Source organism: Gordonia neofelifaecis NRRL B-59395, from assembly GCF_000192435.1.
In the GTDB taxonomy this organism is placed as follows: Bacteria; Actinomycetota; Actinomycetes; order Mycobacteriales; family Mycobacteriaceae; genus Gordonia; species Gordonia neofelifaecis.
Map to the genome: position 1 here is coordinate 32070 of NZ_AEUD01000016.1, position 22741 is coordinate 54810.

Genomic DNA, 22741 nt, shown 5'->3' on the forward strand with positions numbered 1-22741 from the left:
CCCCGCCACCGCCCGACAGCATGTCAGCAGACTCGGTCGAGCGACTTCCTCGATCATCGGCATCCCCCGGTTCCGGCAGATCGTTTGTGAACCCAGCACCGAGTCCCAGTGTGAACAAGGCTCGTCCGGGTCGCCACCCGATACCGAACCGTGCGCCGTGCCTGACGCGGATGCCGGGTTCGCGTAGTGTCCGGCGGGGAGGCGGAGACCCGCCCAGGGGAGGAAACGATGAAAGCGATCATGCGAATCTCCGTGACCGTCGCAGCGGCAGTCACGGCACTGGCGGGAACGGGACTGGTCACCGCGCCGTCTGCCGAGGCCGAGACGCGGACCGCACGGGTGCTGGAGTTCGACTTGGATCCGGTGACGACTCAGTCGGTCGCCTCCGACCCCATGCAGGCTGCGGCGTCGCTGGCGCGCACCTCCGGCGGGTCGGTGCTGTCCTCCGACGCCTGGTTCACCGCGTTCACCGTGCAGAGCATGGGCAGGTCGATCCGGTCGTCGAAGAGCCCGCGTCCGTGCCTGTCCGGCTTCTACGAGCTCAGTTCCTCGAGCCGTTCGAAGGCCGCGGGCTGGACGCTGTCGCACTGCACGCGAGTGCTCCCGGAGTTCCGTCAGGTCACGCGCACGACGAGGCTGCCGGACTGACCGCCGCATCGCGATGAGTCTGCGCCCGTGGAGGGCGCAGACTCATCGCGGGTGCAGGTCCTACAGTCCCAGATCGCGCATGATCCGCTCGGCGATCGCCGCGGGCGACCCATCCGCCGGATGCACCACCAGGTCCGGGTGCTCGGGAACCTCGTACGGCGAGTCGATGCCGGTGAACTGCGAGATCTCCCCCGACCGGGCCTTCGCATACAGCCCCTTCGGGTCGCGGGCCTCGCAGTCGTCCAGCGGAGTGTCGACGAAGATCTCGTAGAACGGCAGGTCGGCTGCCTCGTGGATCTCGCGGGCCCGGCGGCGCTCGGCGGCGAACGGACTGATGAGCGACACCAGCGCGACCGCACCGGAATCTGCGAACAACGACGCGACTTCGGCTGTACGGCGGATGTTCTCGCGGCGGTCGTTGTCACTGAAACCGAGATCGCCGTTGAGTCCGTGGCGCAGGTTGTCGCCGTCGAGCAGGTAGGCAGGTCGCCCCTCGGCGACGATTCGCCGTTCCAACTCCGTCGCGATGGTCGACTTCCCGGAGCCCGAGAGTCCGGTGAGCCACAGAGTCGCGCCCCGGTGCGATCGGTTCTCGCGAGTCACCTTGCTCGACTGCCAGACCACCTGGCTGTCGCGGGCCAACGGCGCGCTGATCATTCCGGCGGCGACCGTCGCATTGGTGGCCTCATCGATCAGGATGAAGCTCCCCGTCGCCCGGTTGCGGCGATACTCGTCGAACATCACCGGGTGCTGTGCATGCAGCGACAGTCGTCCGATCTCGTTGAGCGCCAGGCCTGTCGCGTCCTCGTCACGGTGCAGGGTGTTGACGTCGAGACGGTAGTTGAGGCCCTCCACCCGCACCCGCGTCTCGCGCGTGCCGCACAACATCCGGTACGTGCTGCCCGCGGTCAGCGTGGTGGACTCGGAGAACCAACAGACCATCGCGTCGAGTTCGCGGCCGACGTGCGGACGGTTGTTGGGACGCACCAGCATGTCGCCGCGGACGATGTCGATCTCGTCCGCCAAGGCGATCGAGACGGCCTGGGAGGCGAAGGCCTCGTCCAGTTCGACGCCGCCCGGACCCCAGATCTGCTTCACCGTGGTGCCGAAGCCGCCGGGCAGCGCGACCACCTTGTCGCCGACGGCGAACGTCCCGCCGGCGACGGTGCCCGCGAACGCCCGGTGATCGAATCCGTCGCTGCGCTGCGGCCGGATCACGTACTGGACCGGGAATCGCGCGTCCCGCAGATTGCGGTCGGACGCGATGTAGACGTTCTCCAGGTGGCTCAGCAGCGGACGGCCCGTGTACCAGGGCATCTCCTCGGACTTGTCTACGACGTTGTCGCCGCGGAGTGCGGAGATCGGGATGAAGCTCATGTCGGTGACGTTCAGCTTCGCCGCGAACGCGACCACCTCGTCGCAGATCTCCTCGAACCGCTCGCGCGAGTAGTCGACGAGGTCCATCTTGTTGACGCACACCGTGAGGTGCGGGATGCCCAGGAGCGACGAGAGGAAGGCGTGCCTGCGGGTCTGCTCCAGCACCCCCTTCCGCGCGTCGATCAGGATGATCGCGAGATCGGCGGTGGACGCCCCGGTCACCATGTTGCGCGTGTACTGCACGTGCCCGGGCGAGTCCGCGATGATGAACTTGCGCGCCTGCGTGGCGAAGTAGCGGTACGCGACGTCGATGGTGATGCCCTGTTCGCGCTCAGCGCGCAACCCGTCGGTGAGGAGCGCGAGGTCGGCGTACTCATCGCCCCGCTGGGCACTGGTGCGCTCGATCGCCTCGAGCTGGTCGGTGAGGATCGACTTCGAGTCGTACAGCAGCCGGCCGATGAGCGTCGACTTGCCGTCGTCGACGCTGCCCGCGGTCGCGATCCTCAGCAGTTCACCCGGGGCGACCACTTCGGCGTCGACGACGTCGGCACCTGCCTGAGTGTCGGAGCTCATCAGAAGTAGCCTTCCTTCTTGCGGTCTTCCATCCCGGCTTCGGAGATGCGGTCGTCTGCGCGGGTGGCGCCGCGCTCGGTGACGCGGGTGGCGGCGACCTCGGCGATCACCTTCTCCGGCGTGTCCGCGTCGCTCTCGACGCAGCCGGTGCAGGTCGCGTCGCCGACGGTGCGGAATCGGACGCGCTCGGTGTGCGCCGTCTCGCCGGGATAGGTCTCGAGGAACCGGGTCTTGGCGAGCAGCATCCCGTCGCGCGGTACCACCTCGCGTTCGTGCGCGTAGTAGATCGACGGCAGGTCGATGGCCTCTTGCGCGATGTAGTTCCAGATGTCGAGTTCGGTCCAGTTGCTCAGCGGGAACACTCGGATGTGCTCGCCGCGGGCGCAGTGCCCGTTGTAGAGATTCCACAGTTCGGGCCGCTGATTGCGCGGATCCCACGCGCCGAAGGAATCGCGGAAGCTGAAGAACCGCTCCTTGGCGCGGGCCTTCTCCTCATCGCGCCGTGCACCGCCGAACACGGCGTCGAACCGGTTCTCCGAGATCCCGCGCAGCAGGGCCGCGGTCTGCAGCCGATTGCGCGAGGTCCCCGGTCCGGTCTGCTCGACGACGCGTCCGGCGTCGATGTCGTCCTGCACGCTGCTGACGATCAGACTCACACCGGTCCGCTCGACCACCCGATCGCGGTACTCGATGACCTCGTCGAAGTTGTGCCCGGTGTCGACGTGCATCAGCGGGAACGGAACCGGCGCGGGCCAGAACGCCTTCTGCGCGAGGTGGAACATGACCACCGAGTCCTTGCCGCCGGAGAACAGCATCGCGGGCCGCTCGAAGGTCGCCGCGACCTCACGGAAGATGTGGACGGCTTCGGCCTCCAATTCCTCGAGCGTCGTCAGCTCGTATCGTCGGCCTGCACCCGCGGGGGCGGCCGGGACGGTTCCGTCGGGCGATGTGATCATCGGCACCACTCCCCTTGACCTGTCGAATATTCGACACTTAGTGTTGGCAATATGACAGATACGGTAGGCGACGGTACCGCCGAGCGTCAATCGTCTCCGCCCACCCGCCGGGTGGTGGAGATGATGTCGATTCTCGTCGACCGTGCCGACGAGACCCTCACCTTGGCCGAGATCGTGCGGATCACCGGCATCCCCCGAGGAACCGCCCACGCGGTCGCGACGCAGTTGTGTGCGCTCGGCTGGCTGACCCGGCACCGCGACAACTCCTTCGCCCTCGGCCCCGAGTTCCTCACCGTCAGTCGTCGCGCCGCCCGCCTCGATCTGGTCGCCGCCGCCGCGATCCCCGCGATGCGCGAGCTGGTCCGGACCACCGGCGTCCCCGCGTTCCTCGCCAGGCGCGCCGCCGACGTCGTCACCGTCGCCGAGCAGGTCACCCCCGACTCGTCACCCGACTCCTGGGTGCCACCGCTGCGACGGATGAACCTCCGACCACCGCTGTGCCGGGAGTTCGTGGCCTGGGCCGACGCCGAGGAGCGAGAGCGATGGTTGGAACAGGCCCCCCACGACCAGCGGCCACGACTGGAGGCGGTGCTCGACGCGGTCCGCGAGCGCGGGTACTCGATCGAGCGCACCACCGGCCACCACCGCGCCATCATCGACACCCTGGGCAGTCTGGACGAGATGCCCGCGCAGCTGCGGTCACGGATGTCGGAGCTGGTGTCGGAGCTGTCCGCGATCGACTACCTGCCGGACGAGCTGACCGGCGAGGTCGGCGCGGTCAGCATCGGCGCACCGATCTTCGGCCCCGACCGCTCCGTGATCGCCTCGATCGTCGCCTGCCCCGATTCGACGATGAGCTCCGACGAACTGACCGAACTCGGCACCGCCGCGCGTGCGGCCGCCGGCACCGTCAGCACCGCGATACAGCGCTGAGGCCGGACCCGCGATTGCCCATCCAGACCGACCGCGCTAGATTTTTTACAAGATCATTTTGTTTTTATTGGGAGGATCAGCCGATGTCCGACGTCACCCTCGATGTTCGCGAGATCCCGAAGCCCCAGCGACACCCGAAGATCTTCGGGATCTTCGAGTCGCTCGACATCGGCGAAGCGATCGTGCTGGTCAACGATCACGACCCACGGCATCTGCACGACGAGTTCGAAGAGAAGCTGCCCGGCGGCTACGGCTGGGAGTACCTCGTTCGGGAGAAGCGGAACTACCGGATCCGGATCAGCAAGGCCACCGAGGCCGCGCCGGCCCGCAAGCTCGGCAACACCGCCCAGCTGACACAGCGGGAGGTCGACGCCGCCGACGTCGCCTGGAAGCTCGACTTCGGCGGCCGCGGCCTCGACTCCAATCTGATCCGCCTGGCACCGGGCGGCGCGATCGGCACCCATCGGGGCGGCGAAGTGGACGTGCTGGTGCACGTGATCTCCGGATCCGGAACGCTCGGCACCGAGACCGGCGACGTCGCGATCACCGCGGGCGACCTGCTGTGGCTCCCGCATCACTCGCATCGTTCGTTCACCTCGGGGCCCGACGGGCTGAACTACCTGACCGTTCATTCGCACCGGGAACCGTCGCTCACCATCGAGCCCTTCCGTCCGGGCCGGTGATCGCGTGACCTACGTGATCGCTCTGCCGTGCGTCGACGTGATGGATCGGGCCTGCGTCGAGGAGTGCCCGGTGGACTGCATCTACGAGGGTGGCCGCAGCCTGTACATCCACCCCGACGAATGCGTCGACTGCGGTGCCTGCGAGCCGGTGTGTCCGGTGGACGCCATCTTCTACGAGGACGATCTGCCCGACGAGTGGACGCCGTACACCACCGACAACGCCGACTTCTTCGTGACGACACTGCCCGGCCGTGACGCGCCGCTCGGATCTCCGGGCGGCGCGGCGAAGATCGGACCGGTCGGCTCGGACGGACCGCTCGTCGCGTCCCTGCCGCCGCAGGACATCGAGCACTGACCGCATGCGCGACGCCGTATTGACCGCCCTGCACGAGGCCGACGCGCCGGTTACCGTCGCCGACCTGGCGATGACCACTGGCATCGCGCCGACCACCGTCCGGTTCCACCTCCGGGCGTTGGTCGACGACGGTCTCGTCGTCACCGAGACCGCCAGACACGACGGCCCCGGCCGACCGCGGCTGCTCTATCAGTCCCGACCGGCGATGGACCCATCCGGCCCCCGGAACTACGAGCTCCTCGCCGGAGTCGCGATCCAGGCGCTCACCGAACTGCCGAGAGCCGTCGAACACGCGACCGCCGCGGGCCGATCCTGGGGTGCGCGCCGCGCACACGGCTCGGCGGATCCGGTCGACGACCTGATGTCGGTCCTGGACGACTTCGGCTTCGCGCCGGAACCGGTCGACGACGGCATCCGACTGAACCGCTGTCCCTTTCTCGAACTGGCGAAGGATCATCCGGGCGTGACCTGTTCGATCCACCGCGGAATCATGCAGGGCGTCCTCGACGCGCACGGCCTCGACGCCTCTCGGGTACGCCTCGACGCCTTCGTCGACGGCGACCACTGCCTGGCCTCGATCACCGCGGCCGCACGGTGACCGCGCTCGCGGTGCGCGTCGACGCATTCACCGCGTGCGGCGCTGCCTTCGTCGTCGCGGGCGGTCTGGTCGGCGCGGTCACCGGCCCGCTCGACCTCGCGAAGGGCAGCTGGCTCGCCGCCTACCTGGTGCTGGTGTGCGGCGTCGCATTGATCGTGATCGGCGCTGCGCAGCAGCGACTGGACGCACCCGTGCCGGCTCAACTCCAAGTCCTGCAGCTCACCGGCTGGCTGGTTGCGAACGTGGTCGTCGTGCTCGGCTCGTTGAGCTCGTCGACGGTGATCGTCGACGTCGGCGCCGTCCTGCTGTTGATCGTGCTGGCGACGACGTGGTGGATCGGCCGCACGCTGGCACGACGACGGACCCTCGCCGCCTACGCGTACCTCGCGATACTGGCGATCCTCATCGTCAGTGCGCCGGTCGGAATGGGACTGGCCGCGCACTGAGCCCGATCGCGTCGACTACGACGTCGCCCGATCGAGCTCGAGAAGCTCCGCGCCCGCCTCAGTCAACCGGAAGCGCAGCGGCTTCCGGGTCACGGTCTCGACCACGCCGGCGTCGACGAGCGACTGGATCCGCCGGCGGACGAACTGTGTCGATCGAGCTGCCGCCCGAGTCAGCGTCTGCAGCTTGACCGCCCGGTTCGCATCGAAATACCATGCCTGACCCAGGACGAAGAACAGTGCGCCGATGTCCGTACGGCGCAACGATGGGTCAGAGTCTGGATCGAGCCCAAGCCTTTCGGGGAACTGGTCGTCCAGCAGATCCCGAATTCGCGCGCCGAGCGCATCAATCTTCGCCCGCTGATCCGACAGGTCGATCAACAGCCGGTGTTGGGCCTCCGCAATGATCTCCAGAATCGAGATGACGAGCATCGTGAGATCTGCGCGATTCAAAGGGTCCTCCGCTTCGGCGAATGCGCGGTAATAGCGGTCCTTGTTGTCGGCGATCGTCGCCGACAGGGCCAGACTCGCATACGGCGCCAGTACCTGGCGGAGATCCAAGGCCAAGAGGTACCGGCCCGTGCGGCCGTTGCCGTCGTAGAACGGATGCGTGTACTCGAAGATGAAGTGCGCGACGACGGCTCGAACCAACAGCGGGACGGACTCGTCTCGCCCTTGACTCATCATCAACGTCAGCGCCTGGTCGATCGCCGACTCCGGCACCAGTCCCGTATGCACGACTTTGGTGCCGGACTCGATGGAGACCGACCCCTTCCGGAACCGCTCGCCGTCTGGTGCGTCGTCGTCACTGATCTCGCCCGCCGTCACCGCGTCATACACGAAGCGGATGTCGTCCAAGGACTCCGGGCCCCGCGCCTCCGGCTTCCCGATGTCTAGGTAGAGGCGCACCATCTCGATGAACCGCTTGCTGCCGGTCTGCCGTTCGTCTGCCAGCGCTCGCAGCGCGTCGTTGATCTCCTTGCGCGTGGATCGCACCTGCTCGATCTCATTGGTCGCCTGGATCTCGTCGACGATCATGCGGTCCAGGTAATCGTCGCGTGCACGATCGGGCAGGCCGTCCCACTCGTGCCGGATCCTGGGTTCGTACGACATGATCCGTTCGATCAAGGCCGCGACCTCGGGAGTGATGAGTGCGAACATCCGGTGATCGCCGATCCGCAGGTCCCAACTGATCGTCGCTGGCGACTCACGTCGGGACGATTCCTCAACATCCGCGCCCGCACGGTCCCGCTGATGAAAGATCGACTTGAGAGTTCGGTACGCCATCCCACTCCCTTCGCGTTTTGCAGCAGATAGGTGACATGAGAATACTCCCTATTTGATGTTGCTTACGATCTACATCAAATAGAGCACCATCAGGGCACGTCATTCCACATCGCCTTCGGCATGTGACGCCATCGCTCATCCGCGACCCCGGCTACCAACCAAGCACTTGCTAGGTTAGAGTCTGAAGGCATGAGCAACGCCGTCATCCCTCCCCCGTTGGGGCCCGACGACCTCGGGCCCGACACCTCGCCCGTCGCGTATGAGACCGCCGGGGCCGTCGCCTATGTCACGCTGAACCGCCCGGACTACCGGAACGCGCAGAACTCGGTGATGACGTATTCGCTCGACGCGGCGTTCCGCAAGGCCGTCGACGACACCGCGGTGAAGGTGATCGTCCTGCGGGCGAACGGCAAGCACTTCTCGGCCGGCCACGACATCGGGACGCCCGAGCGCGACTTCAACGTCCACTACGAGAACACTGCGACGCTGCACTGGGATCACACCCGCAACGACGACGCGCCGCTCGACAGCAATCAGCGCCTCGCCCGCGAGATCGAGGTCTACATGGGCATGTGCCGCCGGTGGCGGGAGATCCCGAAGCCGGTCATCGCCCAGGTGCACGGCGCGTGCATCGCCGGCGGACTGATGCTGGCGTGGTCGGCCGACTTCATCGTCGCCTCCGACGACGCGTTCTTCTCCGACCCCGTCGCCCGGATGGGCATCCCGGGCGTCGAGTACTTCGCGCACGCCTACGTCCTCGGGGCTCGCCGCGCCAAGGAGATCCTGTTCACCGGCCAGCGCTTCACCGCTGCTCAGGCGCTGGACTGGGGCATGGTGAACCACGTCGTCCCGCGTGACGAGTTGGGCGCCAAGGTCGACGAGTTGTGCGCACAGATGACCGAGATGCCGATGCAGGGACTGTTCCTGAGCAAGAAGGCGGTGAACATCTGCGAGGACCAGATGGGCATGCGCAACGCCATGGACTCGGTGTTCGGCTGGCACCACTACGCGCATGCCGCCAACGACGCCGACTCCGGTGACTCGCTGGGTGGCATGGACGCCAAGAGCATGAAGAACGCCGCAGAGAAGAAGGGCCAGGCCTGATGGAGCTGTTGTTCGACGACGCCGCGCAGGCGTTCCGCACCGAGGTCCGGGCCTGGCTGGCCGAGCACGTGCCGGCTGAGCCGCTGCCCTCGATGGACACCGCCGAAGGTTTTGAGGCGCACCGCAAGTGGGAGGCCGAGATGGCGGCCGACCGCATGTCGGTGGTGAGCTGGCCGGAGGAGTTCGGCGGCCGCGACGAGCCGCTGCTGCACTGGCTGATCTTCGAGGAGGAGTACTACCGTTCGGGCGCGCCCGGACGCGTCAGCCAGAACGGCATCTTCCTGCTCGCGCCGACCCTCTTCGAGCACGCGAATTCCGAGCAGCTGGCCCGCATCATGCCGCGCATGGCGCGGTCGGAGGACATCTGGGGTCAGGCGTGGAGTGAGCCCGAGGCCGGCTCGGACCTCGCCTCGCTGCGGTCCACCGCGACCCGGACCGAGGGCGGCTGGCTGCTGAACGGACAGAAGACCTGGAGCTCGCGCTCCAGCTTCGCCGACTGGGGCTTCGGACTGTTCCGCACCGACCCGGAGGCCCAGCGCCACAAGGGGATCACCTACTTCATGTTCGACCTGCGCAGCGAGGGCGTCACCGTGCGCCCGATCGCCCAGCTCGACGGCGAGGCCGGGTTCGCCGAGCTGTTCCTGGAGAACGTCTTCGTGCCCGACGACCCCGCGAACCCCGGCGACTCGGGGGTCATCGGCGAGGTCAACAACGGCTGGAAGGTCGCGATGAGCACCGCCGCCAACGAGCGCGGCCTCTCGCTGCGGTCGCCGGGGCGCTTCCTCGCCGCCACCGCCCGCCTGGTGAACCTGTGGAAGGACCGCGGCGCCGACGCCCGCTCGACCGCCGCCACCGACAAGGGCGTCGTCGACGCGTGGATCGGCGCACGCGCCTACGAACTGTCGACCTACCAGACCGTCAGCCGACTCGCCGCAGGCGGCCAGCTCGGTATGGAGTCGTCGATCAACAAGGTGTTCTGGTCGCAGTGGGACATCGCCGCCCACGAGACGGCGCTCGACCTCCAGGGTGCGGACGCCGAACTCACCGACGCCTGGACCGACGGCTACCTCTTCTCACTGTCGGGCCCGATTTACGCCGGCACCAATGAGATTCAGCGAAACGTGATCGCCGAGCGACTCCTCGGCCTGCCCCGCGGAGACCGATAAACCATGGACTTCCTGCTCAACGACATCCACACCGACCTCGCGGCGACCGTCGCCGCCATCGGCGAGAAGGCCGGCGGCTCGGCCGTCGCCCGCTCGTGGTCCGAGGGCGATCGCGCCCCGGCTCTCGCGGTTTACCGTCAGCTCGCCGAGGCGGGCATCACCGGCCTGATCGTCGACGACGAACTCGGCGGCTCCGGAGCCGGCGCCACCGAGATGGTGGTCGCGGCCGAACAGGTCGGTCGATTCGCGCTCCCCGGCCCGGTCGCCGAGACCCTCGCCGCCGTCCCGGCCGCACTCGCCGCCGCCGGCGCGGGAACCGCCCTCGAGACGCTGCTGAGCGGCCGCCCGGCCACGATCGCGGCGGCGGCCACCGCCTTCCGCGCCGCGGCCCCGGCCGACGCCGACGTGTACCTCCTGCGTGACGGCGCCCTGTCGACCGCCAAGGTCATCGCCGAGCATGAGTCGGTGGACCCGACGCGGACCGTCGCCGACGTCACCGCGGGTACCGCGCTCGGCGCGGCGGACGAGACCACCGTCGCTCAGTTCGGCGCTCTGGCGACCGCCGCGCAGCTGATCGGTCTCGGATCGGCGATGCTCGATCTGGCGTCCGATTATGCGAAGGCGCGCAAGCAGTTCGGCCGTGCCATCGGCTCGTACCAGGCGGTGAAGCATCACCTGGCCGACGTGGCGATCGCAATCGAGATGGCGCGTCCGTTGGTCCACGGCGCCGCTGTCGGACTCGACGGGAACGCCTCTTGGCAGTCCCCGGTCGCCTCGACCGACCGCGACGTGAACGTGGCCCGCGACGTCTCCGCGGCCAAGGTCGCCGCCGCCGACGCCGCCTACCTGGCATCGCGTCGCGCCCTGCAGGTCCTGGGCGCCATCGGCTACACGGCCGAGCACGATCTGTCGCTCTACCTGACGAAGACCCGTGCGCTGGTGTCGGCCTGGGGCACCCCCGCCGAGCACCGCGCCCTGATTCTGGAGACGCTGTGACGACCCCGGAGCCGATCAGCGCGGAAGACCGCGCCGCCCTCGCCGAATCCATCCGCGACGTCCTCCGCCGGCGGTCGGACTCGGCGGCGGTCCGCACCGCGATCACGACCGAGGGTCGCGTCGACCGCAAGCTCTGGGAGACGCTGTGCGCCGAGATCGGCGTCGCCGCGCTGGCCGTCGGCGAGGAGCACGACGGCGCCGGCGCGAGCCTCGCTGAGACCGCGCTGGCCGTCGAGGAGGTCGGCGCCGCCCTGGCACCGGTCCCGGTGTTCTCGTCGGCCGTGCTGGCCGCAGGTGCGGTTCTGGCCTCCGGAGACGGCGAAGCCGCCGCCCGTCTGCTGCCCGGGCTCGCCTCCGGCGAGACGATCGGCGCACTCTGCTGGGCGAGCGCCGCCGGGTGGTCGAAGCCTGGCGTCACCGCCGAGGCGGGCCTGCTGAGCGGAACCGCCGAGTACGTCATCGACGGCGAGACCGCCGACGTCTTCCTGGTGATCGCGAGCCGCCCGGGCAGCACCGATTCGTCGCACACGTTGCACGAGGTGGACGCCGGTGCCGAGGGTGTCACGGTCACCCCGCTGCCGGTCCTGGACCCGACGCGCCCGTTGGCGCGGGTGACGTTCGACGAGGTCGTCTCGACGACCATCGCCTCGCCGTCCGACATCGCCGACCGCATTCGGACTCTCGCCTGGGCGATGCTGTCGGCCGAACAGGTCGGCGGCGCCGCACGGGCCCTCGAACTGACCGTGGAACACACGTCGGCGCGCAAGCAGTTCGGCCGTACCCTCGCCTCCTTCCAGGCCCTCAAGCACACGATGGCCGACATGTACGCGCAGGTCGAGGCGATGCGGTCGATGTCGGCCGCCGCGATCGACGCCGTGGTCGCCGGCCGCGACGACGCGGCCGAGCTCGCCGCCGCCGCCCACGTGTACTGCTCCGAGAGCTACATGTCGGTGACCGGCGAGGCCATCCAGTTGCACGGTGGAATCGGCATCACCTGGGAACACGACATCGGCCTGTTCTTCAAGCGTGCCCAGGCCGACGCCCAGCTGTTCGGTCAGCCGCACCAGGCCCTGTCCCAGGTGTCGTTGTAGCGGACCCCAGCCCGCTGGTTGAGCGAGCGAAGCGAGTCGAAACCGACGAGTGGCGGCCTCCCAACGAAGACCGACCCCGCCGACCGCCAGCGGTTTCGACTCACTTCGTTCGCTCAACCAGCGAGTGGCGGCCTCCCATCGCTGCGTTGCCTCTCACCGCTGGTTGAGCGAACGGAGTGAGTCGAAACCCAACGAGTCGCGCTGGAACCCACCACTTACGCGAACGTCAGCGCGATCAGCACCACGTTCAGCACGACGATCGCGATCGCGGCCGCGGCCGACCCCCAGCGCAACGGCCGGCCGTCGGCGAACTCCCCCATCAGCGCACGGTCGGCGGTGTACCGGCGCAGCGGGATGATCGCGAACGGGATGCCGAAGCTCAGGACCACCTGGGAGATGACCAGTGCGAGTGTCGGATTCACACCCGTCGCCAGAATGATCACGGCCGGGATCAGCGTCACCGACCGCCGAACGAGCATCGGGATCCGCCGCTGGAGCAGGCCGCCCATGATCGCGCCTCCGGCATAGGCACCGACCGAGGTCGACGCGATCCCCGAGGCCAGCAGGCCGACCGCGAACGCCCCCGCGACCACCGGGCCCAGCGCATCCCTGACGGCGTCGTGCGCACCCTCGATGCTGTCGGTCCCGTCGCGTCCGTAGAGGCTCGTCGCCGCCAGTACGAGCAGCGCGATGTTCACCGTCCCGGCGATCACCAGCGCGACGACGACGTCGACCCTGGTCATCGAGAGCAGTCTTCGCGTGCGACCCGCCCCGACCGGCTGTCCGTGCCGATCCACCACCAGCGACGAGTGCAGATAGATCGCATGAGGCATCACGGTGGCGCCCAGCATCGATGCGGCGAGGAGCACCGTCTCGGGTCCCGCCAGTCTCGGGACCAGTCCGCCGAGCACACCGCCCACATCCGGCGGGGTCACCAGCAGCCCCGTCAGGAACCCGATCACGATGACGGCCAGGAGACCGACGATCACGGTCTCGAAGCGCCGCTGACATCGACTGTCGGCCATCGTGAGGATGCCCATGGACACCACGCCGACGATCACTCCGCCGACGGGCAGCGGCAGGCCGAACAACAAGTTGAGCGCGATGGCCCCGCCGATCACCTCGGCGATGTCGGTGGCGCCCGCAACGAGTTCGGCCTGCGCCCAGAACAGCAGCCGCGACCGGCGCGGCAGTCGTTCGCCGAGTGTCTGCGGCAGTGTCTTGCCCGTCACCACACCGAGCTTCGCCGATTGGTACTGGACGATCACTGCCATCACATTGGCCACCACGAGCACCCAGACCAACAGGTAGCCGTACTCGGCGCCCGCCGTGATGTTGGCCGCGACGTTGCCGGGGTCGACGTACGCGATCGCCGCGACGAAGGCGGGCCCCAGCAGACCGACAGCCCTCATCGACGCGCGTCGACGCCCCACTCGCAACATGAATTGAGGCTAGGCGTTCACGAAAGATTCGGTCAACCGAATTCAGATGTGCGGCTGATCACCAAACGATTTCGTGAACTGCTCCGGAGACACCGGATCACACCTTGTCGCGGACACCCGGCCGCGGCCCGCGTATCGATATGTAGTAACCACAAGAGAGAAGTTCTCTCCCCTCCCCCAGAAGGGACGCGTCATGCCAGACAACGCTCCTCAGTCCTTCTCGACCACCACCGACGACGTCACCCTGCGCGGCGACCATTGGCCGCCCGCGGACGACGCAGTCAGTGCGCAGGCACCCGTCCTGCTACTGCACGGCGGTGGCCAGACCCGGCATTCGTGGGACCGGACCGCCGCGGCGCTCGCCGCTCGCGGCCGGGACGTCTACACCCTCGACTCCCGCGGCCACGGCGACAGCGACTGGGCGCCGCACGGCGACTACGCGCTGGAGGCCTTCGTCGCCGACCTGCGCGCCGTCCTCGCCGATCTGCCGTCGAAGCCGGTCATCATCGGCGCCTCGCTCGGCGGGATCACCGGGCTGTGCACGGTCGGCGAGCAGCCGGAGACGGCGGCCGCGTTGGTGATGGTCGACGTCGTCGTCAACGTCGAACAGCAGGGCATCGACCGGATCAAGGAGTTCATGACCGGCCACGTCGACGGCTTCGCAAGCCTCGACGACGTCGCCGACGCGATCGCCGCGTACAACCCGGAACGGAGGCGCCCGAAGAACCTCGACGGCCTCCGCAAGAACGTCCGGCTCCACGACGACGGTCGCTGGTACTGGCATTGGGATCCGGCGTTCATCGCCTCAGGCGAGGGCGACGAACCCCGCAGGCACACCGACCCGGCACGCCTCGCCGCCGCGGCACGAACCGTCATCGCACCCACGCTCGTCGTCCGGGGCGGCAAGTCGGACGTCGTCAGCGACGCGGGCGTCGACAACATGCGCGAACTGATCCCGCACGCCGAGATCGCGGACGTCAGCGGCGCGGGCCACATGGTCGCAGGCGACGACAACGAGGTCTTCGCCGCCGCCATCGAGCAGTTCCTCGACAGCCACGGACTCTGAGAAACGCTTGCTCCGAGGGCAGTGACCACCATGCGGTCACTGCGCTCGGAGCACGGGTCCGGGAGGGCTCGGTCTAAGCGAAGGCCGCTTTCACCTGGTCCGGCGACAGTCCGTAGTCCTCGAGTGCGTACTTGTGCTGTGGCCGCCGGTCTCCCGACTTCGAGTCCTCGTCCAGTGCGACCATCGCCGCCCGGGCCTGACCGGTGTACTCGGTGCCGATCGCGTCGTATACACGGGCGACCGTGCCGAACGGATCCGACCGCAGATCCGCGAAGTCGACGTCGACGAACTGCGCCGGGTCGTACTTGCGCCGCGCCTGGGAGAACGACCGCAGCCCCCGCGACCAGAGGTCGAGCTGGGTCGCGCCGATCCGCTCGTTGGTGAACGCGCGCGAGTAGCCCGCGGTCGCCTGCTCGGCCAGACTGCACATCGATCCGATGATGGTCTCCGGCGCGCGGTGCGTCTGCACGATGATCGCGTCGGGATACACCTCCATGATGGCGTCCAGGGCGAACAGATGACTCGGGTTCTTCAGCACCCACCGACGACCGACGTCGTTGGATCCGATCAGCTGCAGGTTCCGCTTGTGCCTGGCGTACGCGGGCGTCCAATCCTGCTGCGACAACCACTCCGAGTACTCCGGAATGTGCGCGAGCGACTCATACGAGATCGACATGAGCGACTGCCGGAGCAGTTGCCAGCACTCCTCCACCTCGGCGGCACCCATGTAGTGCAGCCCCATGAACTCGGGGTTCTCGATGTGGTGCTGCGACAGACCGGCGTCGATCTGCTGGAACACCGGATTCGACGACCACTGGTCGCGCGGCGGACGTGGCTGTGGAAACTCGGTCAGCCACATCTCGAGGCCCTGGTTGGCGGGATCGGCGGCCAGCAGCCGGTGCAGCGCGGTCGTGCCGGTCCGCGGCAGCCCGGTGACGAACACCGGCCGCTCCACCGGAACGTCCGTGTAGCCGGGGTTCGCCTTCCAGCCCGCCTCGCTCAGCAGCCGGGCCACCAGCGCGCCCTTGAGGAAGTAGCGGAACATCTTGCTGCCCAACGGCTCCAGCTCCGCCGAGCTCGCGTACGACGACAGCAGGACCTCCAGCCCCTCGCGGTAGTCGTCGCCGCCGAAGTCGTCGAGTCCGACCGTGCGGATCGCCGCCTCGTGCAGCTCGTCGGCGGTACCGATCGAAGTACGCGTGTCAGTCATGGTATTCACCGCAGTTGACGTCGAGGGTGTGGCCGGTGATCGCGCGAGCCATGTCCGAGGCGAGGAACAGCACCGCGTCCGCGATCTCCGCGGGCTCGGGCAGCCGCTTGAGGTCGCTGCGCGCCGCAGTCTGCTCGTAGACCTGCTCCGGGGTGATGCCGTACTTCTTGGCGACCTCGCCGAAGTACCACTTGAGCTGGTCGTCCCAGATGTAACCCGGTGCGACGCTGTTGATGCGGATGCCCTCGCCGCCCAACTCGGTGGCGAGCGTCTGCGACATCGACAGCAGGGCCGACTTCGCCATCTTGTAGCTTCCGTAGCGCGGCTCCGAGTGCCGGATGACCATCGAGTTGATGTTGACGATCGACCCGTTCGCCTCGCTCAGCGCCGGCGTGAATGCCTTGATGACCCGAAGTGTCCCGAGCACGGTGAGGTCCAGGCTCGACGTGATCTGGTCGAAGTCGGTGCGGCCCAACGGCTTCATCGACGGCAGCGCGAAGGCGTTGTTCACCAGGGCGTCGGCGCGCCCGAACTCGGCGACGGTCCGCTCGACCAAGTTCTCGACAGCGGCGTCGTCGGTGATGTCGGTCGGCACGGTCAGCGCTTCGCCGCCCGCCGCCCGGATCTCGTCCGCGATCTCGTCCAGCCGCGATTCGGTCCGCGCCGCGAGCACCACGCGCGCACCCTCGGCCGCGGATCGCACGCAGACCGCGCGGCCCAGCGCCGGCCCCACTCCCGACACCACGACGACCTTGCCGTCGAGCAGTCCTGTCATCGAACGGTTCCTCTCTATCCGAGCATCCGGCGCGCGAATGCCCGCTGGCGCACTGCGATCCGCTCGGCCCAGCCGGCGGCGTCGATCTTGTTGGTCTCGTAGAACGGCAGGTGTGCGGGCACGTCGGCGTCGTCCACGACCACCGCTGTCGGTCCCTGCTCCGCGGTGATCGGCGCATCGGTGCGCTGCCAGCGGAACTGCAGGATCCCCCGACGCCGGTGGGTGGTCTCCACCCAGTTGGCGACTCCGGGATCCTCGGCGGCGATGACCATGCGAATCATCCCGTCCGGATCCACCTGCGCCTGCGCCGAGTTCAGCGACGTCTGGTGGTTCACATAGTCGAGCGAGATGTACCACATGCTGCCGAGCTGGAAACCCTGGTAGGGCGCATCGGACTGGGGCACGGTGACCACCATCGACTTCCCTGCGGGCAGGTCGAAGTGACCGACCGACGAGTACTGCGTCGACAGTCCGCCGGGCGTGGTGCGCGGCTCGGTGAAGGTGTTGACCGGCTCCCCGAGATAGAACCACTTCGGGAAGTTGAACCACGTGTTGACGCGCGCGGTGAGCATCTTGGCGGCGATCGCGTAGCGCTTGGCGATCCGCGCCGTCGTGAGCTCGACCGGCGGCACGCCCACCGCGTCGACGCGCTCGATGGTGATCGAGCCCTTGACCTCGGTCGCCCAGTCGCTGTAGACCTCACGGACCGACAGCATCGTCGCGCCCTCCCCGAGCACGAAGTGAGTGCCGGGTGCGGCGTCGGGCCGCTCGGGCCCGAAGGTGATCTCGAAGCTGCCGTCGTCGGCGATCGGGATCACGCGGTCGTCGAACGCCACCTCACCGCCTGGAACGTCGTCTGCGGTGTAGTTGCCGCGCAGCACCTGGAAGGCGAGGTCGGCGGTGGTGCCTCGCACGCCGCGGACGACGTATGTCGCGTCGGGCTCGACGGTGGCGTGGTAGTAGAGGGTGTCCGGGTTGTCCAGTCCCATCTTCGAGTACGGGCCGGTCGAGGTGACGAAGTACGGGTGCGACTTCTCGCCCGCCCGCGCCACCTGCAGGATCGACGAGATCCCGCCGGCGAGGTAGTCGAGCCCCTCGGCTCGCTCCGCATCCGTCTCGGCGAAGTCCGCACCGTTGATCAGCGCCTCGGCCTCCGCGATCGCCGCGGTGAAGGGCGCCGTCACCGATACGGAGGCCTGATCCATCGCTGCCGGGTCTGCCGCTGGTCGGTCTGTCACAGCCACGTGTCGCCTCCGGTCCAGGTGAGGAAGTTCTCGAGCTCGGCCTGCACGGGCGTCACTCGGGGATGCTCGGTCGAGAGATAGCCGCCGCGGTAGAACAGCAGCGGTTTGTCCTGCAGGACATCGCCGAGGGTCTGTGCCCGACCGATGACGATCCAGTGATCGCCGCCGTCGGTGACGGATTCGACCGTGCACTCGACCCAGGTCAGATTGTGGCGCAACACCGGAAGCCCCGTGGGCGAAGCGTCCCAATCAATGGACTTGAACTTGTCGTCGCCGGGAGCGCCGAAGGTCGCACTGACGTCCTGCTGCCGATTCGACAGCACGTTGACGCAGAACTGCCCGCGGGCCTCGATCACCGGCCACGTCCGGGATGTCTTCTGCGGGCAGAACAGCACCAGCGGCGGGTCCAGCGACAGTGCCGCGAACGACTGGCAGGCGAAGCCGACCGGCTTGTCCTCCGCGTCGAGCGTGGTGATCACCGTGACGCCGGTGCAGAACTGCCCCATCGCGGTCCGGAACTGCCGGGAGTCGAAATCGTCTGTCCCGTACGGGGAGTGCGGTGTCATGTCGGATTCCCTTCGGTTGCTGTGCCGCCCGCTTCCGGCGGGCGTTCGGGCGTTGATTCGGTGATGCGCGAAAGCGGTTGAGCGAGACCCTCCGCTCGCTCAACCGCCGGTCGGGCTCGGCAGACCCGAGCGTGCGACTACTTCAATCCGACTGTGAAGTCGTGACCCCACAGGCTGACTGCGGTGGACTCGCGAGCGATCCACTCGTCATCGTCGACCTGTCGCCCCTCGCAACCGAATTCGACGTCGAAACCACCCGGGGTCTTCATGTAGAACGACAGCATCAGGTCGTTCACATGGCGACCCAGGGTCGCCGACATCGGCACCTTCTTCCGCAACGCGCGGTCGTGGGCCAGGCCCACGTCGTCGGAGTTCTCCACCTCGACCATCAGATGCACGATGCCGGTGCTGTTCGGGATCGGCAGGAACGCCAGCGAATGGTGGCGCGGGTTGCAACCGAAGAAGCGCAGCCACGCCGGCTCCTCACCCTCCTGACGGCCGACGACCTGCGGCGGCAGCCGCATCGAATCGCGGAGACGGAACCCGAGGACGTCCCGGTAGAACGCCAGCGCCTTCGCGTCGTCGGTGGTCGTCAGCACCACGTGCCCCAGCCCCTGCTCGCCGGTGACGAACGTGTGACCGTACGGACTCACCACCCGACGATGCTGCAACGCGACCCCGTGGAAAGCCTCCAGCACATTGCCGTCCGGGTCGGCGAAGACGATCAACTCGTCAACCCGACGATCGGCGATCTCGTCCGCCGTGCCCTCGCGGAACTCGACGCCCGCGGCCGACAGCCGGTCGCGGACCTCCTGGAGGCCCGCCGCCGTCGCGCACTCCCAGCCCGAGCAGGCCAGGTGATCACGGTCCGACGGCACGATCACCAGTCGCGCCGGAAAGTCGTCCATCCGCAGGTAGAGCGCGCCCGGAATCGATCCCGAGCCCTCCACCATGCCGAGGACCTTCAAGCCGTACTCGCGCCACGCGTCCATGTCGGTGGCGTCGATCCGCATGTAGCCGAGAGACCGGATCGGACTCTGGTCGTCAGTCATTCGATGTTCCTTGGGTTGTTGTTGGGGGGTCAGCGAGTCTCGCCGGTTGAACGAGGCACTCGGTGGTTGAGCGAGCGGAGCGAGTCGAAACCCACTGGCGGTTGAGCGAAACCCCCAACCGGGTTCCAGCGCATGTCACCTGGTTTCGACCGACGCCTCGGCCTTCGGCCTCGGAAGTCGGCTCAACCTGGTGCTCCGCACCATCACACCATCGTGTCGGTGATCGGGATGCCGAACTCGCCGTTGCCGAACGCCTGGTAGGCGCGCTCGGGATCGTTCGCGGCGTGGACGCGGCCCGCGTGGGCGTCGCGCCAGAAACGCTGGATCGGTGTGCCGTTCTCCAGCGCGTGCGCGCCCGAGTTCTCGAAGAGGAGATCGATCGAGTCGATGGCGCGCGACGTCGCGCGGACCTGGTCGCGGCGGGCAGCCAGACGCAGCTCCATCGGCACCTCTTCACCGGCGACGATCAGGTCGTACTCGGCCTGCAGGTTGCCCGACAGCTGGCGCCACGCGGCGTCGATGTCCGAGGCGGCCTCGGCGATCCGGACCTTGGCGAACGGATCGTCCTTGGCCTTCTCCCCCGCGTATGCGGCGCGCACACGCTTGCCCTGATGCTCGACGTGCGCGGCATAGGCGCCGTACGCCATGCCGACGATCGGCGTCGAGATGGTGGACGGATGAATCGTGCCCCACGGCATCTTGTAGACCGGCGCGGTGTTGCGCTCCAGTCCGGGCGCGGTGCCCTTGCTCATCGCACCGAAGCTCAGCACGCGGTGCGTCGGGACGAAGACGTCCTTGACCTCGATGGTGTTGGAGCCCGTGCCGCGCAGGCCGACGACGTTCCAGACATCCTTGATGTGGTAATCGCTGCGCGGGATCAGGTAGCTGACGAAGTCGACCGGCCGACCGTCCTTGATCACCGGACCGCCGACGACCACCCAGTCCGCGATGTCGCAGCCGGACGACCAAGCCCATGCGCCGTTCACCTTGTAGCCGCCCTCGACGACCTCGCCCATGCCCATCGGCGCGTACGACGACGAGATCCGGACGTTCGGATCGTCGCCCCAGACGTCTTCCTGCGCCTGCTGAGTGAACAGTGCGAGATGCCAGTTGTGGACACCGACGATGCCCGCGACCCAGCCGGTGGAACCGCACGCGGTGGCCAGTCGGCGCACCGCCTCGTAGAAGGTCACCGGGTCCGCTTCGTGGCCGCCCCACTGCGACGGCTGCAGGAGCTTGAAGAAGCCCGTCTCCTGGAGCATGTCCGCGACCTCCGCGGGAATGCGGCGCGCATCCTCGGTGGACTGGGCGCGCTGCGCGAGATCCGGCAGCAGGGCATCGATCTTGTCCAGAACCTGCTGTGCCGCTTCGCTCCGCTGTGCTGACATCTGTCACTCCTGTTCGTGTGTCGTGCTCGACTTACGACCAATATTAGAACACGTTCTCGTTTTAAACTAGAACACGTTCTCATTTCGCTGAAACATGTTCTACTATCGAGCCAGAGGGCCAACGCCCAGAACAGACACCGACGAGGAGGCCGAGAAGATGGCTGACACCGACATCCGGGAGATCGACACCGGCACGCCCCCGACCCGCTTCGCGCGCGGCTGGCACTGCATCGGCTTGATCGACGAGTACAACGACGGCGAGACCCACGCTTTGGAGATCTTCGGCACCAAGCTCGTGGTCTGGGCCGACAGCAAGGGCGACATCCACACCCTCGACGCATTCTGCCGCCACATGGGCGCCGACCTGTCGATGGGAACAGTCAGGGGCGACAACGTCTCCTGCCCGTTCCACGGATGGCAGTGGAACGGCAAGGGCCGCTGCGCCGAGGTGCCGTACGCCAAGCGCCAGCCCAAGCTCGCCAAGACCCGGACCTGGCCGACGATGACGCGCAACGGGCAGGTCTTCGTCTACAACGACCCCGAGGGCAACCCGCCGCCGGAGGACGTCATCATTCCCGAGCTCGCCGAGTTCGGCACCGATGAGTGGACGGCGTGGAGCTGGAACAAGATCGTGATCGAGGGCTCCAACTGCCGCGAGATCATCGACAACGTGGTCGACATGGCGCACTTCTTCTACGTGCACTACGCCCTGCCGGACTACTTCAAGAACGTGTTCGAGGGCCAGGTCGCGGCGCAGTACATGAACAGCCACGGCCGTCCGGACGTCGGCATCTCGACGGCGTACGGCGACACCCGCCTGGAATCGATCGCCGCGTATTACGGCCCGTCGTACATGCTGAACCCGATGGTCCAGTACTACGGCAAGTACTCGATCGAGACCATCCTGACCAACTGCCACTACCCGATCGACGCCAACTCGTTCGTCCTCATGTACGGCGTGATGGCGAAGATCCCGGAGGGCCTCTCGCCCGAGCAGACGGACGGCATGGTCAAGACCATCACCAAGGGCGTCGAGGTCGGCTTCCTGCAGGACGTGGCGATCTGGAAGCGCAAGACCCGGATCGACAACCCGCTCCTCGTCGAGGAGGACGGCCCGGTCTACCAGCTGCGCCGCTGGTACGAGCAGTTCTACGTCGACGCCGACGACGTCACCGAGGAGATGTCGGGCCGCTTCGAGTACGAGATCGACACCGCCAAGGCCCAGGAGACCTGGAACAAGGAGGTTCAGGAGAACCTGCGGATCAAGGCCGAGAAGGAGGCCGCCGCGGCTGCTGCCGAGGCGAACGATTCCGAGGGCGCGTCGGTCTGATGACTCGCGCCGACGAACGGGACACGGCCTCCGGCTGGGCGAAGGCCCCGCTGTGGGCCGACGATCCCGACCGCGTCGCCGCGATCGCCGATGCCACCGCGCGGGACCGCAGGCATTATCTGACCGGCGGGATGAGTGAGATCGAATGCCGCACCTGCCACGCGCACGTGCTGGTGAAGAAGACCAGTGCGCACCACACCAGTGTGCAGTGGAACGACGATGCGCTCGCGCGGTGCTCGCACATCGGCGAGATCCGAGCCGCCGGCGGCAATGCGGCGCTGCTGCCGACCTGCCCGCGGCTGTCGGCCAGCATCGACCACGGTGTCGCCGAAGGCATCATCCCGAGCGAGTCCCCCGACAGCGATCCCGACGGGTACTGGTGACAGGTACCCGATCGGCCGCCTGACGAACCGCCGCCGTCGACTCTGCACACCGCAGAATCGACGGCGGCTTTCGTA

23 protein-coding genes are annotated in these 22741 nt (G+C 67.7%); 13 read left to right on the top strand and 10 right to left on the bottom strand.

Annotated features, from left to right (window positions below; all coding sequences use genetic code 11):
• Positions 1-240 precede the first annotated feature (240 nt).
• Positions 241-648, top strand: coding sequence for a hypothetical protein (locus tag SCNU_RS16295; RefSeq protein ID WP_139026075.1), 408 nt, complete (start codon positions 241-243; stop codon positions 646-648).
• A 60-nt stretch (positions 649-708) separates the two neighbouring features.
• On the opposite strand, the gene cysC is transcribed toward SCNU_RS16295, so the two are convergent.
• Together cysC and cysD are read right to left on the bottom strand one after the other, a co-directional pair.
• Entirely contained in the window at positions 709-2598 is a 1890-nt protein-coding gene (gene cysC / locus SCNU_RS16300; protein WP_009680502.1) for an adenylyl-sulfate kinase, read from the bottom strand.
• On the bottom strand, positions 2598-3554 hold the full coding sequence (cysD, locus tag SCNU_RS16305) for a sulfate adenylyltransferase subunit CysD (protein ID WP_050792854.1): 957 nt from the start codon (positions 3552-3554) through the stop codon (positions 2598-2600). The genes cysC and cysD overlap by 1 nt, the downstream gene beginning before the upstream one ends.
• 51 nt (positions 3555-3605) lie before the next feature.
• Between cysD and SCNU_RS16310 the strand changes: the two genes are divergently transcribed.
• The 5 genes from SCNU_RS16310 to SCNU_RS16330 all read left to right on the top strand — a co-directional run bounded on the left by SCNU_RS16310 (position 3606) and on the right by SCNU_RS16330 (position 6569).
• Positions 3606-4487: an IclR family transcriptional regulator gene (locus tag SCNU_RS16310; protein WP_040518671.1), complete on the top strand. Its 882-nt coding sequence runs from the start codon at positions 3606-3608 to the stop codon at positions 4485-4487.
• A gap of 83 nt (positions 4488-4570) precedes the next feature.
• The gene (locus SCNU_RS16315) at positions 4571-5170 is read left to right on the top strand and encodes a DUF2249 domain-containing protein (protein WP_009680505.1); all 600 of its coding nucleotides are present in this window, start codon (positions 4571-4573) and stop codon (positions 5168-5170) included.
• Between the two features lie 4 nt (positions 5171-5174).
• Complete coding sequence (fdxA, locus tag SCNU_RS16320; RefSeq protein ID WP_009680506.1) at positions 5175-5525, top strand: ferredoxin; 351 nt, start codon at positions 5175-5177, stop codon at positions 5523-5525.
• 4 nt (positions 5526-5529) lie between these two features.
• The gene (locus SCNU_RS16325) at positions 5530-6123 is read left to right on the top strand and encodes a helix-turn-helix transcriptional regulator (protein ID WP_009680507.1); all 594 of its coding nucleotides are present in this window, start codon (positions 5530-5532) and stop codon (positions 6121-6123) included.
• Positions 6120-6569 carry a hypothetical protein gene (locus tag SCNU_RS16330; protein ID WP_009680508.1) on the top strand — a complete coding sequence of 150 codons (450 nt, stop codon included), beginning with the start codon at positions 6120-6122 and terminating at the stop codon, positions 6567-6569. The genes SCNU_RS16325 and SCNU_RS16330 overlap by 4 nt, the downstream gene beginning before the upstream one ends.
• 15 nt (positions 6570-6584) lie before the next feature.
• On the opposite strand, the gene SCNU_RS16335 is transcribed toward SCNU_RS16330, so the two are convergent.
• Positions 6585-7853 (bottom strand): Fic family protein, encoded by a 1269-nt coding sequence (locus SCNU_RS16335; protein WP_009680509.1) that lies wholly within the window; start codon positions 7851-7853, stop codon positions 6585-6587.
• A 189-nt stretch (positions 7854-8042) separates the two neighbouring features.
• Here SCNU_RS16335 and SCNU_RS16340 point away from each other — a divergent pair, with 189 nt between their 5' ends.
• Genes SCNU_RS16340 through SCNU_RS16355 form a run of 4 tightly spaced genes read left to right on the top strand, consistent with a single transcriptional unit; the run spans position 8043 to position 12210 of the window.
• Positions 8043-8957, top strand: a complete 915-nt coding sequence (locus SCNU_RS16340; protein WP_009680510.1) for an enoyl-CoA hydratase — start codon at positions 8043-8045, stop codon at positions 8955-8957.
• Complete coding sequence (locus SCNU_RS16345; protein ID WP_009680511.1) at positions 8957-10123, top strand: acyl-CoA dehydrogenase family protein; 1167 nt, start codon at positions 8957-8959, stop codon at positions 10121-10123. Before SCNU_RS16340 ends, SCNU_RS16345 begins: the two co-directional genes overlap by 1 nt.
• Before the next feature lie 3 nt (positions 10124-10126).
• Complete coding sequence (locus SCNU_RS16350) at positions 10127-11119, top strand: acyl-CoA dehydrogenase family protein (RefSeq protein WP_009680512.1); 993 nt, start codon at positions 10127-10129, stop codon at positions 11117-11119.
• Positions 11116-12210 (top strand): acyl-CoA dehydrogenase family protein, encoded by a 1095-nt coding sequence (locus SCNU_RS16355; protein WP_009680513.1) that lies wholly within the window; start codon positions 11116-11118, stop codon positions 12208-12210. The genes SCNU_RS16350 and SCNU_RS16355 overlap by 4 nt, the downstream gene beginning before the upstream one ends.
• A gap of 215 nt (positions 12211-12425) precedes the next feature.
• On the opposite strand, the gene SCNU_RS16360 is transcribed toward SCNU_RS16355, so the two are convergent.
• Entirely contained in the window at positions 12426-13652 is a 1227-nt protein-coding gene (locus tag SCNU_RS16360; protein ID WP_040518672.1) for an Nramp family divalent metal transporter, read from the bottom strand.
• Positions 13653-13845: 193 nt separating this feature from the next.
• On the opposite strand from SCNU_RS16360, the gene SCNU_RS16365 reads away from it, so the two are divergent.
• Positions 13846-14718 (top strand): alpha/beta fold hydrolase, encoded by an 873-nt coding sequence (locus tag SCNU_RS16365; RefSeq protein WP_009680515.1) that lies wholly within the window; start codon positions 13846-13848, stop codon positions 14716-14718.
• A 73-nt stretch (positions 14719-14791) separates the two neighbouring features.
• Here the strand turns inward: SCNU_RS16365 and SCNU_RS16370 are convergent, their stop codons facing one another.
• The 6 genes from SCNU_RS16370 to hsaA form a co-directional block, all read right to left on the bottom strand.
• Entirely contained in the window at positions 14792-15928 is a 1137-nt protein-coding gene (locus SCNU_RS16370; RefSeq protein ID WP_009680516.1) for a sulfotransferase family protein, read from the bottom strand.
• Positions 15921-16703 (bottom strand): SDR family oxidoreductase, encoded by a 783-nt coding sequence (locus SCNU_RS16375; protein WP_009680517.1) that lies wholly within the window; start codon positions 16701-16703, stop codon positions 15921-15923. The genes SCNU_RS16370 and SCNU_RS16375 overlap by 8 nt, the downstream gene beginning before the upstream one ends.
• Positions 16704-16717: 14 nt before the next feature.
• A complete protein-coding gene (locus tag SCNU_RS16380; RefSeq protein ID WP_009680518.1) occupies positions 16718-17908 on the bottom strand; it encodes a hypothetical protein in 1191 nt (396 codons plus the stop codon).
• Positions 17909-17937: 29 nt separating this feature from the next.
• Positions 17938-18513 (bottom strand): 3-hydroxy-9,10-secoandrosta-1,3,5(10)-triene-9,17-dione monooxygenase reductase subunit, encoded by a 576-nt coding sequence (gene hsaB / locus SCNU_RS16385; RefSeq protein ID WP_009680519.1) that lies wholly within the window; start codon positions 18511-18513, stop codon positions 17938-17940.
• A 137-nt stretch (positions 18514-18650) separates the two neighbouring features.
• Complete coding sequence (gene hsaC / locus SCNU_RS16390) at positions 18651-19565, bottom strand: iron-dependent extradiol dioxygenase HsaC (RefSeq protein WP_009680520.1); 915 nt, start codon at positions 19563-19565, stop codon at positions 18651-18653.
• 203 nt (positions 19566-19768) lie between these two features.
• Positions 19769-20953, bottom strand: a complete 1185-nt coding sequence (gene hsaA / locus SCNU_RS16395; RefSeq protein WP_009680521.1) for a 3-hydroxy-9,10-secoandrosta-1,3,5(10)-triene-9,17-dione monooxygenase oxygenase subunit — start codon at positions 20951-20953, stop codon at positions 19769-19771.
• A gap of 157 nt (positions 20954-21110) precedes the next feature.
• Between hsaA and SCNU_RS16400 the strand changes: the two genes are divergently transcribed.
• Positions 21111-22283: a 3-ketosteroid-9-alpha-monooxygenase, oxygenase component gene (locus SCNU_RS16400; protein WP_009680522.1), complete on the top strand. Its 1173-nt coding sequence runs from the start codon at positions 21111-21113 to the stop codon at positions 22281-22283.
• Complete coding sequence (locus tag SCNU_RS16405) at positions 22283-22666, top strand: hypothetical protein (RefSeq protein ID WP_009680523.1); 384 nt, start codon at positions 22283-22285, stop codon at positions 22664-22666. The genes SCNU_RS16400 and SCNU_RS16405 overlap by 1 nt, the downstream gene beginning before the upstream one ends.
• Positions 22667-22741: the final 75 nt, after the last annotated feature.